Origin of the sequence: Kineosporia rhizophila (assembly GCF_021277265.1) — a bacterium.
In the GTDB taxonomy this organism is placed as follows: domain Bacteria; phylum Actinomycetota; class Actinomycetes; order Actinomycetales; family Kineosporiaceae; genus Kineosporia; species Kineosporia rhizophila.
In genome coordinates this window covers 193,196-211,086 of the sequence record NZ_JAJSOH010000001.1, presented here as the reverse complement: position 1 = coordinate 211,086, position 17,891 = coordinate 193,196, and the positions used below count along the sequence as shown (strand labels likewise).

The following is a 17,891-nucleotide window of genomic DNA, read 5'->3' as shown; positions in this document are numbered from 1 at the left end:
GGGACTCCTGCCTGGGACGGCGTCGTTCCCCCGGGGGGAGAACGACGCCGGTAGGTGATCGGGTCTAACCCACCAGGGCCTGACCGACGAACTCGCCCTCGGCACAGCCAGGAGGCACCACGAAGGTGGCCGAGCCGATGTGCGTGATCCACTCGTTCATCGCGTCGGCCGAGGCCAGCCGGGTCTGAACCGGCACGAAGGCCTTGGCCGCATCGGCCTGGTACGCGGCGAAAAGCAGCCCGCAGTCGGGCTTCCCGTCAGCCGTGGGGCCGTCGTCGTAGCTGAACGCCCGCCGTAGCATGCGTTCTTCGGGGGCACGGGCCGTGGCCTGCACAACGTGGGCCTCCTGCGCCACGATGGGAAAGCCGTCCTGGTCCACCGCCGCCGTGTCCGGGTCGTCCTGCTCCGTACCCCCGGTGACCGGGCTGCCGTCGCTCATCTTCCGGGCCATGGCCATTTCCTTGGCCGGGCGGCCCAGATCGTCCCAGTCGTCGAGATCCATCCGGATGCGGCGGAGAACGAGCATGCTGCCGCCCTTGAGCCACTCCGGGCCGGTCGAGAACACCGTGTCCGCGAACTCGGTGGTGGCGCCCGGTGGGTTGGCGGTGCCGTCGCGCTGACCGAAGAGGTTGCGGTGCGTCGTCCCGGCGGGTTCGCTGCCCCGGGCGGGGTTGAAACCGCTCTGACACCAACGGACGGATGCCAGCTCACGGGAGTCTCTGGTCAGACGACGCAGAGCGTAGGACAGGGGCACCGGGTCGTCACTGCACACCTGGATCAGCAGATCGCCGCCGGAGAAGCGGTCCTCCAACTGGTCCGTGGTGAAGGTGGGGAGATTGCGGATCACGTCGGGGCAGTCGTCGGGCCGCCCGATCGCGTCGAACAGCCCCGGACCGAAGCCGAACGTGACGGTGAGCCGGGAGGGCAGCGACGGCAGCTCCGGATCACCGGCCGCCAGCGGAACCTCACCGCGCATCATCCGGGCCGCGTCATCGGTGAGCAGTCGCAGCAACCGCCGCACGTGATCCGCGTCGGCGCCCGGTTTCAGGTCCAGGGACAGGAAACGTGCGTGGGCCTGAGCCGGGTCTTCGATGCCGGGCTGGTGCGCTCCGTAGAACGCGATCTGTTCTGTGCCCTTGGTCTGCTCGGCCACAGTCTGCATCGCCGGGGACGCAGTTGTGTTTGACCAGGCCAACCCAGCCGCCGCACCGGCCAGCCCGCCCCCGGCGAGGGTGGCGCCGCCCCCGAGCAGGAGGCGGCGCCGGCTCAGTGGAGGCTGAGTCACTCCTGAGCGCCTTCCATGTCCATCTCGTCGCCCATCTCGTCGGTGGCGTCCTCGCTGGGCTCACCCATCTCCATGCCGCCGTCCTCGTCGTACTTCTCCTCGCCGGCGGTGGTCTCCTTGGCCAGCGCGGTGAACTCCTCGGTGGATCCGTCGCCCAGGGTCAGACGCACCGTGACCTCGTCACCGGCCTCGATCGGCTCGGTCAGGTTCAGCACCATCAGGTGGTCGCCGCCGGGCGCCAGTTCGTGCTCACTCCCGGCCGGGATGCTGAAGCCGCCGGCCTTCTCCTGCATGACCATCGCGCCGTCCTTCATCACCATCTCGTGCAGTTCGGTGGTGTCGGAGGCGGAGGTCTTGGCCGACTCGACCACAACGTCGGCGTCGCCGTCGTTGGTGAGCGTGCCGAAGACCGCGGTCATCCCGGCCTTGGTGTCGGCCGTCTTCACCCACGGGTCCTCGATGGTCAGGCTGTCGGCGCCGGTGGCCGCGGCCTGACCGCCGACCACCTTCACGTCCTCGGCGGTGTCGGCCTCGGAGTCGCCGCCGCAGGCGGACAGGGCGGCGACCGCGGCCAGGGCGGTGGCGGCGAGGGCGAGACGGCTTGAGCGGTGGGTGTTTGCGCGCATGGTGATGGAACTCCTCGAAAGATTCTGATGGTCCGGCAGCGCCGAAGGGCTGTTTGAGGACGGGTGGACGCACCGGTGCTGGGCAGGCGTGGGTGTTCGTTCGGCTCGCCGAGCGGGGGCGTCGATGCAGATCTGTCTGCGCTCAGCCCGATGCGTTGAATGCGCGGGTCGCGCACTGAGCTCGGGTGCTGACGGGCAGAGACTTCCGGCCCCGGGGCCGGACACGGATCACGTTGTGATCAGGCGAAAATCGCGATGCGGCGGGGTGGGCCGCGCCGCCCGACAGCTCCGGCGAGAGGATCGGGGGAAAGTGGAAGGGCCCGGCGCGCGACGGCGCGGCGCGGGCGAGAAGTGGCCGGGAAGGGGCGGAATCGGCCGGGCAGCTTCGGCAGGATCCACGAAAGCATGCGCCACAGCGCGTTCTCGCCGCGGCTGAGCAGCAGGCCGAGCATGCCGGCGGCGGCCAGGTGGGCCAGCGTCATCAGCGGCGAGCTCGTGCCCATCTCGGCCATCGTCATCGGGCCGCCGTGGCAGACCATGCTGCTCGGTTCACCCGGATGGCCCAGGTGGGCGGACATCTGGGCGCAGGTGGCAGCGGTGCCCGAGAACACGCCGAACAGCCAGTGCAGGGCGGCCTGGACAGCGATCATGGTGCCGCCCACCGGCACAGCGCCGCGCAGCCGGCCCGCGGCCACGGCGGCCGGCGGGGCCAGCAGCAGGCCGAGCGTCAGCAGCAGGAACGGCGCCGGGGCAGCCCCACCGGCGAGCACGTGAGCGGCGGCGGCGAGGGAAACCGCGCAGGCCGAGAACACCCCGGCGCGAAGCACGCGGAGTTTGCCCTGAACGAGCTGAAGCTCGGCAGCCCGCGCACTCACCCGGCCAGGATAACGGTGTTCATCCGGTGCCCTCCCGGCCGCCCGGCGAAAACCGCCTCAAGACGCCTCTGCGGCAAGGATGTCGGTGGCCGCGTGCGGCAGCTGCACACCCTCCACGAGGATCGCCGAACCGGTGCTGTTCCGGAGCCGCAACGGCAGGATGACCCGGTAGGCAGGCGAGTCGTACCAGCCCCGGGCCGAGGCGAGGTCGGGGAACGAGATCACGACAGCGGCGCCGGGCCACTCCCCTTCGAGCACGTGGGTCTGGGCCCCGTGCACCAGGAACTGGCCGCCGAACGGTTCCAGCGTGGCGTCGATGCGCTGCAGGTACTCGACGACCTCGTGGTTCAGGTCGACGGTGGGAAAGTGGGCGATGGCGTAAGCAGTCATGGCCCGACGCTAGATCGCGCTGCCGGTGATGGCGATGACCTCTCAGGTCATGCGGCCGGACCGCGACACGCCCGGCCCAGAAATTTTTACCCGCGGCCGGTCTGGAATGCCCGGCATGAATTGCGCACGCCTCATGTCCCGGAATTATCAGAGGAGCTCTGGCCTGGGATGACTACCAGTTCAGTAGACTAAGGTAATGCTTTCCTCTCCGGCCTGAGGAAAGCATTACCTTACAATTTCTGAATTGCGCGGCCGGGAATTACCTGGTGATCTGTGCGGCAGAGCCAGTAGCGAATTCACGTCCAGGAATGAGGTTCCGCCATGACCACGATGCCCGCGGTGAGTGAGTGCTCGGTCGACGGCTGCGGCTACAACCACGACGGTTGCCACGCCTTCGCCATCACGGTGGCCGGCAACAACGGCAGTGCCGACTGCGGCACCTTCATCCCGCTGGCCCGCAAGGGCGGCCTGGACAAGGTCGTCGCCCAGGTGGGGGCCTGCCAGCGCACCGACTGCACGTTCAACAAGGACCTGGAGTGCTCGGCCAGCGATGTGCGGGTCGGCGCGGGCTCGGGCAGCGCGGGGGCCAACTGCCTCACGTACCAGCCGGCCTGATCCACCGAACGGCCCGCTCCGGCGGGCGGCCCTTGGGGTGACCTGCGCGACGGCGCACGGGTCACCCCAAGATTGGTTTTGGGGGTGGCGTCACGGCTGGCGGCAGCCATGACGTCAAGGCTCTGGACTTTGACGCCACAGTGACGTCACTATGGTGCGCATGGATGTCACCGCTTATGGCGCCCGCCTCCACCGGGACCTGTACGCCGCTGGTCAGGTGGGTGGCGACGAGGCTCTGGCCATCGCCGAGAAGATGGCCCACGTCCTCGATCCGTCGATCCGTCTGGTGCTGTTGGATGCACTGGTCGAGGCGGCGGGCGAGATCACTGACAACCTGCCGTCCGGGTCGGTCGAGGTGCGCCTGCTGGGCCGGGAGGTCCAGTTCGCAGTCACTGCACCGACCACCGCGCCGGCTGAGCCGGTCCAAGCGGCCCCGGCCAGTTCGGAAGAGCCGGAGGACGACGGGGGCACCGCGCGCCTGAGTCTCCGGCTTCCGGATCGGCTCAAGGGCCGGGTCGAGGAGGCTGCCGGGGCCGCGGGTCTCTCGGTCAACGCCTGGCTCGTTCGCTCGATCGGCCAGGTGCTCGACGGGCCGAACCTTCTCCCGCCGCCGGTTCCTCCGGCCCCGCCCGCCGCGCCGTCGTACCTGCCGCAGTCCGGACCGGCGCAGCGCATCACCGGCTGGGTGCGGTGAACGCGGCCATGCCTACGTTCGACACTCCTGAGCCCATCCACGCCCTGGTCGACGTGGGCGGAGCCAACGTCACGGTGACCGGGGTGGCCCGCGGCCGGACCACCACGGTCGAGATCGTGCCGCACAGCTCCTCCCGCGCGGCCGACGTTCAGCAGGCCGAGCGGATCACCGTCGAACTCGTCGGTGCCCGGCTGACCCTGCGCACGCCGCGCACCACCAAGTCCCGCCTGCGCAACCTTTTCGGCGGCAGTGAGCGGGTGGACATCAAGATCACCCTGCCCGCGGCGTCCCGCCTCGAGGTGCGGGGCTGGGGCGACGTGCGCACCAACGGTGAGCTCGGCAGCGTGGACATCGACACCGGTATGGGCGAGGTCGTCATGGAGCAGACCGCGGACGTGCGGGCCCGTTCCGGCATGGGCGACGTCCGTCTGGAGCTCGCCACCGGCCCGGCCGAGCTGAACAGCTCGATGGGCTCGATCACGGTCGGGCGCACCGAGGCGGCGGCCACGGTGAAGACCTCGCTCGGTGACATCCGGGTCGAGCAGGGCGGGGGCGAACTGCGCCTGTCCTCCTCGACCGGCAACGTGCGGGTGCAGCGGGCCCTGGCCGGAGTGGTGGCCAGCACCCCGGCAGGAGACATCCTGCTGAACTCGGTCTGCAGCGGGCAGATCGAGGCGAAGACCAGCTACGGGCAACTGGAGATCGGCATCGCCCACGGCAGTGCCGCCTGGCTCGACGTGCACACCCGGCACGGCAGCGTGCGGAGTTCTCTCGAGGCGGCGGACGGGCCCGGCGAGTCCGAACTGACCGTCCAGGTACGCGCCTCGGTCAACTACGGCGACATCGTGCTGCGGCGGGCCTGACCGAAAACCTCACCAGGGAGCGCATCATGGCACAGACCGACGTTCCACCCGCATCGCCGGACCTCACCCGCGAACTCGCGATCGACGTCCGAGATCTGCGCAAGTCTTTCGGTGACCGCACCGTTCTGGACGGGATCGACCTGGCCGTGGGCAGGGGCACGGTGTTCGCTCTGCTGGGCCCGAACGGCGCCGGAAAGACCACCATCGTGAACATTCTGGCCACTCTGCTGGCGCCGGACGCCGGGGTGGTGCGGATCGCCGGTCACGACCTGGCCACCCAGCCCGCCCGGGTGCGCTCGGCGATCGGCCTGACCGGGCAGTTCGCCGCGATCGACGACCTGCTCACCGGCGCCGAGAACCTTACGCTGATGGGGAAGTTGCACCATCTCGACCGGGCCGAGAACGAGCGCCGGACCCGGACGCTGCTCGGTCAGTTCGGCCTGACCGACGTGGCGCACAAGCTGCCCACGACCTATTCCGGCGGGATGCGGCGCAAGCTCGACCTCGCGATGGGGCTGATGGGGCGGCCCCACGTGGTCTTCCTCGACGAACCCACCACCGGCCTGGATCCCCGCAGCCGACGCGAGATGTGGGACGTGGTACGCGAACTGGTGGCCGACGGCGTCACGGTCCTGCTCACCACCCAGTACCTGGAAGAGGCCGACCAGCTCGCCGACCGGATCGCTCTGCTGGACGGCGGGAAGATCGTGGCGGAGGGGACCGAGGCAGAGCTGAAACGGCTCGTCCCCGGGGGCCGGATCACCCTGCGCTTCGCCGACCAGGTCGCCCTGGCCCGCGCCGAGAGTCTGCTCAGTACCGCAAAGGTGAGTCCCGCCGACCTGAGCCTCGACGTGATGGGGCCCGCAAACGTCCCCAGTTTGCGGGATCTGCTCAATCAGCTCGAGGCCCAGCAGGTCGCGGTGGACGACATCGTGCTGCACACGCCCGATCTCGACGACGTCTTCCTGGCCCTGACCGGCCAGCCGGCCACCACGTCCCGGAACCCGGAGGCAGTTCGATGAGTACGGTCTTTCCGATGACGGGCACGGCCCATCCTGAGCCACTGCGTGACTCCATCACCATGCTGAGCCGCCAGATCCGGCGGCTGCGGCGGTATCCCGAGCTGACCGTCATCGTCGTGGCGATCCCGCTGGTGTTCTACCTGCTGTTCGTCTTCGTGTTGGGCGACACGCTCGGAGCCGGCCTCACCGCGGGGGCGGGGCCGGCCGGTGGTGACCGCAGTGACTACGCCAACTACGTGATGCCCGCGATCCTGGTGATGACGGTGGGGTCGGTGGCCACCGGCACCTCGACCACCGTGGCGATGGACATGACCACCGGCATCATCGCCCGGTTCCGCTCGATGTCGATCTCGCCCGGATCGGTGCTGACCGGGCACGCCCTCGGTGCGGTCGTGCAGAACCTGATCTCACTGGTCATCGTCTTCGCAGTCGGTCTCGCCGCCGGATTCCGGCCGCAGGCCGGGCTGTTGGACTGGCTCGGGGTGGCCGCTCTGCTCACCGGGATGTCGCTGGCGGTCGCCTGGATCTCGGTGGCCGGCGGTCTGCTGGCCCGCTCGGTGGAGACCGCCAGCAACTACGGCCTGCCGCTGGTGATCCTGCCGTTCCTGGGCAGCGGGTTCGTGCCGACCGACTCGATGCCTTCCGGGCTGGCCTGGTTCGCCGAGTACCAGCCGTTCACGCCGATCATGGACACGCTGCGCTCGCTGCTGCTCGGCGGCGAACTGGAAACCGGAACCGCCTGGGCGGCGGCCGGATGGTGTGTCGGCCTGACCGTGCTGGCCTACCTCTACTCCCGGCGCCTCTACGGGCGGCCTCGCAAGGTCTGAACCGACGGATTTACCGCCCGCCGACCGCAGGAGGAACTCCCTACGACGTTCGGCCGACCTGCGTTCCGCTCTCGTCGCCGACGACGTTCTGTAAACGCCACCGCCCCGTGTCCTGATCCTTGGCTGCTTCGTCGCGCCGGTCGGGATGCGGGGTTCGGCGCGTTTGCCCGATGTGGTTGGGAAGCTCTTGCCACATTTGTCGGTGAACGGAATCCCTTGTGCTCCACCGCCTTACCGGCCGACCCGAGGATGGGGGACAAGGGGCGGCAGGGGCTGATGTGACGGCTACGTAGTGGTGTCCATGAGCCCGACCCGGGTGCGCCGACAAGGCTAAACCGACTACTCTCCACACTCGGAAGAACACGATCCGTGGCGAGGTCGGGACGAGCGATGACGGGAAGGAGGGGGCATGACGCTCCTGCACGGCAGTGGCGCCAAGGGCGGCGGCGGGCGGCGCGGCGATCGGCAGCGCCCGTCGGACCGCGATGCCGGCCCCATCCTGCGCTCGCTCCTACCCCGTTCGACAGATGACGGGGGTCGGCCCGAACGGAACGGTTCGTTCGCCGAGGGGGAAGAACCGATTGAAGACGTCCGTGGGCCTGGTGCGGGGGTCGGTGCCCCTTCCGGGGGCGCGCCGGCCGATACGGCGACCCCGGCTCAAGAGGACGCCACCTGGGGCGACGTGGTGAACGGTCGTTCTGCGGGGCGCTCGCCCCGTCCGGCGCCCCGGCTGCAGATGGGGCGCAACCAGCGAGACCTTTCCGCCTGGGTGGGGCAGCGTCCGTCGGGGGTAGAGCGTCAGTCGGGTTGGCCGGGGCAGCCGGCACCTGCCAGTCAGACGGGGTGGCTGGGAGCAGCCCGACCGGAGACGCCGCGACTGTCGAGTGCCCAGCCGGTCGCTACTGAACAGACAGCTTTCGAGGGTGCGGCTTCTCCGGCCGGCACCGTTGCCGCAGCGCAACAGCCCGTGGACGACACCGCGGGGGACGAGCAGAGCGGGAGGCCGGGGGCGAAGTCCGCCCCGGTTCCCGGAGGGGACGGGGGCCCGGTGTCCCAGGAGAATTCCGCGTGGTGGGCTCCGCAGGTCGGCCGGTCACGCAATGACCAGACCGGCGAAGAGAGCGTGGCGGAGGTTCACGGCATGGCCGACCCCGAGCTGGTTGCGCCGGGCGGGACGGATGACGCTGGAGTGCGGGTCACGCCGGACCTGACCGTCGGGTATGCGGAGTCGTACGTGGATTCTCAGGCCGACCTCGGGCCGGTTGCGGGTGCGCCCGGCAGCGTTTCCGAGGTGCCGCTGACGCGGCCGATCGCTACGGCAGGGCTTGCGTCGGAGGGTGACATCGAGACCCCGGTGGTAGACGTCGTCCGCGATCCCGCGGCTGTCGAGGGCGCAACGGCTTCCGGGGCGATCGAGGTCGCCCTTCCGGTGGTCGAGGAAGCAGTCACCCTGGACTCGGCCCTGCACCGGATCGCCGACTCCGGGCCGGACGCCGCCGACGTTCTCGCCGAGCTGGTGCGTGACGCCGGCCTGCTGATGGACGCGCCGACCCGGATCGCCTCGGTGGTGGACGACCAGCTGGTGTGGACGGCCTCCTACGGTGACGACAACGTCGAGCTGGGTACCGAGGTGCTGCTGGAGAACACCGCGTGCGGCGCCGCCTGGGGCACCGCACTGATCCAGCACGTGGCCTCGCCCGAGCTAGAGGTCAGCACCGAGAGCATCCCGCTGGCCGGTAGCTCGGCCGACCTGACCACCGAGTGCTGCGGTTCGGCGGCCGCCGTGCTGGCCGTGCCGCTGCTGCGCGCAGCTCCGGCTGCCACCGGACGGCATGCGAGCATCACCCGCGAGGTGCTGGCCGTGCTGGCCTTCACCGCCGACCGGCCGGGCTGGTTCACCGACGCCGACATCGAGGCGACGGCCGACCTGGCCGAGGTTGCGGGCGAGCGGATCGCGATGCTCGAAGAGGGCGATACTGAGCCGGTTTCCCGGGGGCGCGGGCGTGCACTGGTGCCGGGTGAGGTCGTGCAGACGGTGGCCGCGCCGGAAGACGAGCGCGCGCAGGTGATCACGGTGGCCGGGACGGCGTCTGCTGCGTCCCCGGCCGAGCCGGTGGTTGAGGCTGCGCAGCCCTGGGCGAGTACTGCGGAGACGGTCGGGCGTCCGTTGTCGAATGCTTCGCTGTGGTCGCTCGGCTCGGGGCAATCGGGTCCGGCCTTTGACGACTGGTTCACGCCGAACATCCCGGCCCTGCCGCTCGAGGAGTCGGCCGAGGTCTCGTACGACCCGCAGAACCCGGCCGCCTCGGCGGTCTTCGGAGCTCTGGCGGCGGCCGAGCCGATGCTTCCGTCCGGCCCGAGCGTGCCCCTGCACTCCGGCCCGGCCGAGAAGAACCAGCACGACCCGTTCGGCTTGTTCACCCCGAAGCAGCGCGCACACCAGACCGAGTCCCAGCCCTCGAGCCCGGCGGAGAAGGCGTTCGACTGGGCCGCCGAGGAGTCGCTGGACGAGGCCCTGAGCCCGGACGAGGACTTCGAGGACGAGTCCGCGGCGGCCTCGGCTGCCCCGGCCGCTTCGGTGGCCGCGCTCGGCGAGCCGGTGTTCGGGGCTTCGGGCCCTGGTGCGCCGAGTGCCGAGCCGAGCGCTGAGCTGAGTGCCGAGCCGAGTGCCGAGCCGAGTGCTGAGCTGGGCGCGGGCCGGATGGGGGAGCGACGGGCCCGCCGGGAGCGGGACCGTGCCGCGAGGCTGGCCGAAGAGGCCGCGTTGGCCGAAGAGGCTGCGCTTGCTCAGGCCGCGTTGGCTGAAAAGGCAGCCCTGGGGCAGGGGGCTGCGCTGGGGCAGGAGGCCGCTCTGGCTCAGCCGGCTGGGCGGGGCGAAAGGTCTGCGCTGCCCGGCGAGGCTGCGGCTGGAAAGGTCGCGCCGGTTGGCGAGGTCGCGATGGCTGATCAGGCCTCGCGGGTTGAAGAGCGAGTGTCGGCCGAAGAGGCTGAGCGGGTGTGGTCGGCTGATGAGGCTGCGTGGGCTTGGGGGGTCGCGCCGGCCGGCGCGGCTGCGGCTGGAAAGGTCGCGCCGGTTGGTGAGGTCGCGATGGCTGATGAGGCTTCGCGGGCTGACGAGCGAGTGTTGGCCGAAGAGGCTGAGCGGGTGTGGCCCGCTGATGAGGCGGCGCGGGCTTGGGAGGTTGCGCCGGCTGGCGAGGCCGCGTTGGCTGGAGAGGCCGCGTTGGCTGGAGAGGCCGCGCTGGCTGGAGAGGCTGCGCTGGCCCAGGAACGAGTGTCGGCCAGTGAGGTCGCGGCCGCCCGCGATGTGATGATCGCGCGCCTGCCGCACCGGAAAACGCATGCCGTGGCCGCCGGCGACGCGGTCGGCGACGTGGCGCCTCAGGAGGCCACCGATCAGGCGGAGCAGGTGTCGTCGGCTGATGAGGCGGGGCTTGCCGGGCGGTCGGCGTGGCTGGAAGAGCAGGCGCTGGCTCGAGGAGTGGCGCTGCCCGAGGAAGCCCGGCGAGTCGCGCAGGTCGGCCTGAGCGGAGATGAGCGGCGCGCTGCCGAGGCGGCGGCGACTGCAGATGCTCTGCGGGCTGGGCTGGCTGAGCTGACTGGAGATGAGCGCCGGGCTGCGGCCGTGACGTCCGCCGAGGAACGTCTTGGTTCGGAGAGGGCGGCTCTGACGGAGCCGTCGTGGCAGGCCGAAGAGGCGTGGCGGGCCGAAGGGCCGACGGCGACTGCGGATGCCGTACAGGCTGGGCTGACCCGAGAAGAGCGACTGGCTGCAGCGGCGACGTCGGCCGAAGGACCTGTTGATTCGCAGGGGGCGGCTCTGGCGGAACCGTCGTGGCAGGCCGAAGAGGCTTGGCCGGCCGAAGAAGCGGCGAATGCGGATGCCGTGCGGGCTGGTTTGTCCGGGCTGACCGGGGAAGCCCGATCGGCGGTAGCGGCGATGTCGGCCGACGAAGCCGCTGGTTCGGAGCAGGCGGCTCGGCTGGAGCAGGTGTGGCAGGCCGAAGGGGCAGCGCCCGCAGGACCGTCAGCGCTGGTCGAGGAGCAGATGCCGGTCACAGCGGCAGAGTCGGCCGACGAAGCTGCGTCGGCCTGGGAGCCGGAGCTGGTGGAAGAGCTGGGCCAGGCCGGTGCTGCGGACGAGGCCGTTGATGTTGCGGTGGATGTCGCGGCGGTCGAAGAGGTTGAGCCGCGACCGCGGCGTGGCCGGACGAGCGAACCTGTGGTCATGCGCGCGGCGGACGTAGCCGCGATGGCTGGGCGGGGTCAGCGGCGGCAGTCGGCAGACGAAACGGCGGCCAGAGCAGCAGAACCGGCCGCGGCCATCGAGCTCCCGGTCAAGGAGAACGACGAGATCTGGGTGCGGGAGAAGGTTCTCGACCTGGACACCGTCGCGCCCGCACCCATGTCTGCGCCAATGCCCGCGCCTCTGCCCGCCCCGACCACCATGCACGCCCGCCTTGCCGAACTCCGCGAGGCCCCACGCGTCGTCAATCGTTCTCAGCCCAACCCGCCGCCCGAGACCGGACTCGGCCTGCTCACCCCGCCCACGGGCAGTGGCCTGGCAGGCTCCGGGGCAACCCTTTTCGCCGGCGGTAGCCAGCCCGAAACCGCACGCATGCCGGGCCCGCGTAGTCGCCGCGAGCGTCCATCATCGGGATCTGCTCTGCCCAGCTCGATGCCGTCAGCCGACAGCATGGGCCTGTGGCAGTGGGACGCCGGAACCGGCGCTGTCACCTGGTCCTCGCCGGTCGCCCGGCTGCTCGGGCTGCCTGCCGACGCCGAGCTCGACCTCTCCTCCGTGCGTGAGGTTCTGGCCGGCGCCGATCGGGGTCGCTTCGATGTCGCGGTCCAGGCCGTGCTCAGCGGGCGGGGGGTGGCCGGTGCTCTACGGTTGCGCACCCGCGACGGTCAGGCCAAGCACGCCTACGCCTGGAGCGAGGTGCGCCGGGACGAATCCGGCGACCTGCTCGGGGCCTGGGGCGGGGTCGTCGATATCACCGCCTTCGAGCGGGACGCCGACTCGCTGCGCTCCGGTCTGGCCGGACTGCGCGCGGCGCAGGAACTTGCGGGGTTGGCCACCTGGGAGTGGCGGCCGCAGAGCCAGGAACTCACCTGGTCGGACGAGATGTACCGGCTCGTCGGGGTTTCCGCCGAGACCTTCGAGCCCGACCTGGCCCGCTGGCACGCCTTCGTGCACCCGGACGACCTGGCCCGGGCCCGGCAGGTCGACGTGGACCTCGACCCGGACAACGGTGACGAGGCCTGGGTCGAGACCTTCCGGCTGATCGGCACCGGCGGCGAGATCCGGCACGTCCAGTCGTGGGCCACGCCGGGCCGGGCCCCCGACGGCAGCATCACCGCCGTCTACGGCGCCACCATCGACGTCACCCGGCAGGTCCGGGACCGGATGGAGCTGGAGCGGATCTCCGCCACCGACCCGGTCACCGGGCTGGGCAACCGGTCCGCCTACGAGCGCCGGGTGCAGTCGCTGCTACGCACCAGCCCGACCCCGGGCACCGAGGAGAACGCGCTCAGCGTGCTGCTTCTCGACCTCGACCGGTTCAAGGTGATCAACGACAGCCTGGGCCACGAGACCGGAGACCGGCTGCTCATCGAGGTGGCCCGGCGTCTGGTCGCGGTGGTGCCGGACGGTTCGCTGATCGCCCGGATGAGCGGGGACGAGTTCACCGTGCTGGCCCCCGCCGGGATGTCCCAGGCCGACGTGAGCGGCCTGGCCCAGACCATGCTCGAGGCGTTGCGGGCCCCGTACGTGCTGCCCGAGTCCGGCGAGGTGCTGATCTGCCCGGGCAGCGTCGGCGTGGCCAGCAACCGCGGCCGGCCCGGTTCGACCGGCGCCGACCTGCTGCGGGAGGCCGACGTGGCCCTGCACCGGGCCAAGGACGCCGGACGGGACGGCTACGCGGTCTTCGACGAGCAGTTGCGCGAGGCCACCCGGGAACGGCGGCGGGCCGAGCAGCGGCTGCGGCTGGCCCTGGCCGACGACCGGCTGATGCTGGAGTACCAGCCGATCATCGACCTGGCCACCAACCGGATCGTCGGGGCCGAGGCCCTGGTCCGGCTGCAGGACCCGCAGGGCGGTGAGCACCTCGTGGCCCCCGGCCGATTCCTGGAGATCGCCGAGCGCACCGGCCTGATCGTGGACGTCGACACCTGGGTGATCAACACGGTGATCGAGCAGCTGCGCGACTGGACCGAGAACCCCGAGCGGCTGCGCGCGGCCGACGCCCGGGTGGCCGACCCCTCCGGTCGTGGCCCGGTGCTGACTCCGTGGCTGGCGATCAACCTGTCGGCCCGCTCCACCGAGCACCCCGGCCTGGCCTTCCACCTGATCGACGCGGTGCGCCGGGGCGACTTCGGCCCGGAGAAGCTGAAGGTGGAGCTGACCGAGCAGGCCTTCGTCGATGTCGACCCGGCGGTGGAGAGCGCCCTGCGTCAGCTGATCTCGGCCGGGATCGGGGTCGGTATCGACGACTTCGGCTCGGGCCACTCGGCGCTGTCGAACCTGCAGAGCTACAGCTTCGACTTCATGAAGATCGACCGCTCGTTCGTGGCCCCGGTGGGCGAGGACTCCAGGGCCGACGCCGTGGTGACCGCGATCGTCGACCTGGCCCACGCGCACGGGATGCGGGTGGTCGCCGAGGGCGTGGAGTCGGGCCGCCAGGCCCGGCGGCTGCGGGAGATCGGCTGCGACTACGCCCAGGGGTACCATTTCGGCAGGCCCGGGGAGGCCGCCCGGATCATCCGTGGATAGTCGCATCACCCTGCGGCCCGCCGGACGCTCCCATACCCTGTTCACCTGGGCAATTGACGCGTAGCGCCTGCCCCTGACAGTGACGGGTGACGTGGCCGGCGGGAGGTGTCGAGCGCGATGTCGTGGTCGGCCTGGCTCGTGGTCGCGCTCGTCGCCGGAGGCGTCGGCTACCTCTCGCTGGCCGGGTTCGTCTGGGCCAACCGGCAGGGAGTGGGCAGCCGCCCGCTGATCGCCATGCTGCTCGCGGTCAAGGTCTGGTCGGTCTGCTACGCGCTCGAACTGAGCAGCACCGACGTCGACGTGGCGATGTTCTGGTCGGCCCTGAAGTACCTGGGTGTGGTGGCGTTGCCGCCCGCGCTGTGGAGTTTCGTCCTCGCCTACACCGGCCGCGGCCGAATGTCCCGAAGATCCGTCGCACTGCTGGCGGTGCATCCCGTGGTGGTGATGACGCTGCTGGCGGTGCCGCAGACCCGGGGGCTGATCCAGGACTACTCGGTCACCGACCAGGTGCTGCTGGCCCAGACCCCGCGGCCCGGCCCGCTGTTCTGGCCGCACGCCGCCTACGTGTACGTGCTCATGCTCGGCGCCGACCTGGTGCTGCTGTCCCGGCTGGCCCGGATCGCCCCGCCCTACCGCCGCCAGGGCGCCCTGCTGATCGCCGCCTCCCTGCTGCCCTGTGTGGGCAATCTGCTGTGGAACGCCACCTTTGCCGACGAGGGCATGGTCGACCCCACTCCGTTCCTGTTCGGGATCACCGCGGTGGTGCTGGTCTGGGGCTTCTTCCGGCTGCGCCTGCTCGACCTCACGCCGGTGGCCCGCGGCATCGTGATCGAGCAGATGGCCGACGGGGTGCTGGTGCTGGACGTGTACGGCCGGGTGGTCGACGTGAACGCGGCGGCGGCCTCGATCATCAGCTACCCGCGCCGGGTGATGATCGGCCGCTACGTGGTCGACGTGGTGCCCGGTCTGGCCCCGGTGCTGGAGAAACAGGAGGTCGGGTCGTCGGTGGACACCGTCGAGGACGAGGTCCTGATCTACCCGATGCCCGAGTTCGACCAGGTGAACGAGGCGCTCACCGGTTTCTGGGGCGGCCTGTTCACCCGGCCCGAGCTGGAACTGTCCGAGCTGCCGCAGACCGGTAAGGGCCTGACCAACGGGCCGCTGCGGGTGGCCGCCCTGGAGCGGCCCTTCTCCCCGGCCGTGCACCGGCAGATCGACCTGAGAGACAACCGGGTGGCGGCGGACCCTTCCGCGCTCCCGGGACCCACCGGACAGGACCGGTCCCGGGAGCATTCCGGCGAGCAGCTCGTGCTGGGGCCGCCACGTGACGTAGCCGTCTCGATGACCTGGGTGACCGATCCGGTGGGCCGGCAGATCGCCCGGCTGGTCGTCCTGCGCGACGTGACCGAGCGCAATCGCACCGAGAAGAAGCTGCGTGAGCTGCTCAACGAGCAGACCCGGCTCTCCGAGACGCTGCGCCAGAGCCTGCGCCCGGCCTCCCTGCCGCAGCTGCCCGGCCTGCGCTTCGCCGCCCGCTCGGTGCCCTCGGCCCGGGGCGAGGGAGTCGGCGGCGACTTCTACGACGTGCACCCGGCGGGCAGCGGCGAGTCCGCGTTCGTCCTCGGCGACGTCTCCGGCAAGGGGGTGCACGCCGCCGTGGTCACCTCGATGGCCCGCTACACCGTGCGCACTCTCAGCGCCCAGGGCTGGACCCCGAGCGAGGTGCTGCGTCAGCTCAACCGGGCCCTGCAGACCCCGGACGACCTGGAGCGCTTCTGCACCGTGGTCTACGGCCTGGTCAGCGACCCGGGCCCGGACGCCTCCGGTGGGAACCGGCTCCGGGTCACTCTCACCCTGGGCGGTCACCCGCCGCCGCTGCTGCGCCGCCACCACGACGGTTCGGTGCACGCGGTCGGCCGTCCTGGCACCGCGCTCGGCCTGCTGCCCCACGTGGAGGTCCACGAGGTGGTGGTCGAGCTGGCGCCCGGAGACGTCCTGCTCGCCTACACCGACGGAGTCACCGAGGCCCGGGCCGGGGACGAGCAGTTCGGGGAGAAGCGGCTGGCCGAGGTGCTGGCCGCGGTGCCGCATGCAGTGGGCGAGGACTGGCCCTCGGCCCACTGGCGGCGGGAGCACCCCGAGTACGAGCGCGACCCCTGGATCGACCACGCCGAGCTGACCGCCCTGCCGCACCCGGCCACCCAGCTGGCCGACGCGGTGGCCGACGCGGTGCTGGAGGCGGTGCGGGCGTTCTCCCCCGAACGCGACGACGTGGCCCTGCTCGTCCTCGCCGTCGCCTAGGTGACTGGGCCCGACCCGAGAAGGTGGGCCGGGTCGTCCTCTGGTTCGAAGGGGTCTTCGGGGGGTTCGGCGGGCAGCAGCACCGAGAAGCAGGTGTGCCCCGGGTGGCTGGTCACCGAGACCTCGCCGCCGTGGGCGGTGACCACGGCCGAGACGATGGACAGGCCCAGGCCGGTGCTGCCGGCCGTGCGGGAGCGGGAGTTGTCGCCGCGGGCGAAGCGTTCGAACACCTCCGGCAGCAGGTCGGGGGCGATGCCCGGGCCGTCGTCGGTGACCGTGAGCAGAGCCTGGGGGGAACCGTTCCGATCGGTCAGCAGGCGTAGCGCGGCCTCGACGGTGGTACCCGGCGGGGTGTGCACGCGGGCGTTGCCGAGCAGGTTCACCACCACCTGGTGCAGTTGCGGTTCGTCGCCGTCGACCACCACCGGCACCTCCGGCAGGTTCAGCCGCCAGCGGTGCTCCGGGCCGGCCGCCTGCGCGTCGCTGATCGCGTTCACCAGCAGGTCGGTCAGGTCGACCGGGTCGTGGGCGATCGGGCGGCCGCCGTCCAGGCGGGCCAGCATCAGCAGTTCCTCGACCAGGCCGCTCATCCGGATCGCCTCCGACTCCACCCGGCTCAGCGCGTGCGCCACCTCGGGCGGGATCTCGGCCCGGGAGCGGCGGGTGAGTTCGGCGTAGCCGCGGATCGAGGCCAACGGGGTGCGTAGCTCGTGGCTGGCGTCGGCCACGAACCGGCGCATCCGGGCCTCGGAGGCGTTGCGGGCCTGCAGGGCGCCGTCGACGTGCCCGAGCAGGGTGTTCAGGGCGGCGCCGACCTGCCCGACCTCGGTGGCCGGGTCGGTGTCCTGCGCGGGCACCCGGACCGGCAGATCGGTCTCGCCCTGGTGCAGGGGCAGTTCGGTGACGCCCGAGGCGACCTGGGCGACCCGGTTCAGCGGGCGCAGGGTGCGGCGCACGATCACACCGCCGAGCACGCCGACGGTGAGCAGGCCGAACACGCTGACCGCGGTGACCACCCCGGTGAGCCGCCAGAGCACGGCCTGCACCGATCTCAGCGGCAGGCCGGTGACCAGGACGACCTGCTCGCCGTCGGGCCCCTGGGTGGTCTGCGCGAGGACCCGGTAGCGGCCGAGGTCGCCGCCGAGGTCGACGGTGTGCGGGCGGCGGTCGGCCGGGACCGCGACGATCACGCTCTTCTGCTGTGCGGTGAGGGCGGTGCCGCTGCCGGTGGAGCCCAGCACGGCGGCGCGGACCACGCTGCCGCTGGTGCTGATCTCTGCGCCCAGAGTGTCCTCGCCCTGGCCCGGCGCGTTCAGGAAGGCCGGGCCGGGGAAGTTCCGGCGCCGGGAATCGCTGGAGAGCATCGCCGGCACGCCGTCGGACTCGAAGAAGGACCGGCCGGGCGGGCGGTCGGCCGCCTCCCGGGAGCGGCGCACCGCGGAGGTGAGCTGGCTGTCCAGGCGGTCTTCCAGGAACACCCGCAGCGACAGCACGCTGACCAGCCCGATGACGATGCTGATCAGCACGGTCAGGGCGATCGACAGCAGCACCAGGCGCCGGCGCAGGGTGTACTGCCCCCGGCGCGCGCCGGCGCGTCTGGATCTGCGTCTGCTCACCT

At 71.3% G+C, this 17,891-nt stretch carries 12 protein-coding genes; 7 read left to right on the top strand and 5 right to left on the bottom strand.

Annotation, left to right across the window (positions count from 1 at the left end; translation table 11 throughout):
• Window positions 1-64: 64 nt before the first annotated feature.
• The 4 genes from LWF15_RS00865 to LWF15_RS00850 form a co-directional block, all read right to left on the bottom strand.
• The gene (locus tag LWF15_RS00865) at window positions 65-1,285 is read right to left on the bottom strand and encodes a Dyp-type peroxidase (protein ID WP_232808370.1); all 1,221 of its coding nucleotides are present in this window, start codon (window positions 1,283-1,285) and stop codon (window positions 65-67) included.
• Window positions 1,282-1,911 (bottom strand): copper chaperone PCu(A)C, encoded by a 630-nt coding sequence (locus tag LWF15_RS00860; protein ID WP_232808369.1) that lies wholly within the window; start codon window positions 1,909-1,911, stop codon window positions 1,282-1,284. The genes LWF15_RS00865 and LWF15_RS00860 overlap by 4 nt, the downstream gene beginning before the upstream one ends.
• 239 nt (window positions 1,912-2,150) lie before the next feature.
• Window positions 2,151-2,786 (bottom strand): hypothetical protein, encoded by a 636-nt coding sequence (locus tag LWF15_RS00855; protein WP_232808368.1) that lies wholly within the window; start codon window positions 2,784-2,786, stop codon window positions 2,151-2,153.
• Between the two features lie 57 nt (window positions 2,787-2,843).
• Entirely contained in the window at window positions 2,844-3,176 is a 333-nt protein-coding gene (locus LWF15_RS00850; protein ID WP_232808367.1) for a DUF1330 domain-containing protein, read from the bottom strand.
• Window positions 3,177-3,497: 321 nt separating this feature from the next.
• On the opposite strand from LWF15_RS00850, the gene LWF15_RS00845 reads away from it, so the two are divergent.
• From LWF15_RS00845 to LWF15_RS00815, 7 genes are all read left to right on the top strand, one after another.
• Window positions 3,498-3,791, top strand: a complete 294-nt coding sequence (locus tag LWF15_RS00845) for a DUF1540 domain-containing protein (protein ID WP_232808366.1) — start codon at window positions 3,498-3,500, stop codon at window positions 3,789-3,791.
• A gap of 160 nt (window positions 3,792-3,951) precedes the next feature.
• A complete protein-coding gene (locus LWF15_RS00840; protein WP_232808365.1) occupies window positions 3,952-4,485 on the top strand; it encodes a hypothetical protein in 534 nt (177 codons plus the stop codon).
• 8 nt (window positions 4,486-4,493) lie between these two features.
• Window positions 4,494-5,348: a DUF4097 family beta strand repeat-containing protein gene (locus tag LWF15_RS00835; RefSeq protein WP_232808364.1), complete on the top strand. Its 855-nt coding sequence runs from the start codon at window positions 4,494-4,496 to the stop codon at window positions 5,346-5,348.
• 26 nt (window positions 5,349-5,374) lie between these two features.
• Window positions 5,375-6,370, top strand: a complete 996-nt coding sequence (locus tag LWF15_RS00830; protein ID WP_232808363.1) for an ABC transporter ATP-binding protein — start codon at window positions 5,375-5,377, stop codon at window positions 6,368-6,370.
• 14 nt (window positions 6,371-6,384) lie between these two features.
• A complete protein-coding gene (locus LWF15_RS00825) occupies window positions 6,385-7,197 on the top strand; it encodes an ABC transporter permease (RefSeq protein ID WP_232808362.1) in 813 nt (270 codons plus the stop codon).
• Between the two features lie 1,141 nt (window positions 7,198-8,338).
• Window positions 8,339-13,972, top strand: coding sequence for an EAL domain-containing protein (locus LWF15_RS00820; protein WP_232808361.1), 5,634 nt, complete (start codon window positions 8,339-8,341; stop codon window positions 13,970-13,972).
• A 117-nt stretch (window positions 13,973-14,089) separates the two neighbouring features.
• A complete protein-coding gene (locus LWF15_RS00815; protein WP_232808360.1) occupies window positions 14,090-16,273 on the top strand; it encodes a histidine kinase N-terminal 7TM domain-containing protein in 2,184 nt (727 codons plus the stop codon).
• Here the strand turns inward: LWF15_RS00815 and LWF15_RS00810 are convergent.
• Window positions 16,270-17,889: a sensor histidine kinase gene (locus LWF15_RS00810; RefSeq protein WP_232808359.1), complete on the bottom strand. Its 1,620-nt coding sequence runs from the start codon at window positions 17,887-17,889 to the stop codon at window positions 16,270-16,272. The two genes, LWF15_RS00815 and LWF15_RS00810, sit on opposite strands and share 4 nt — an antisense overlap.
• Between the last annotated feature and the right edge of the window lie 2 nt (window positions 17,890-17,891).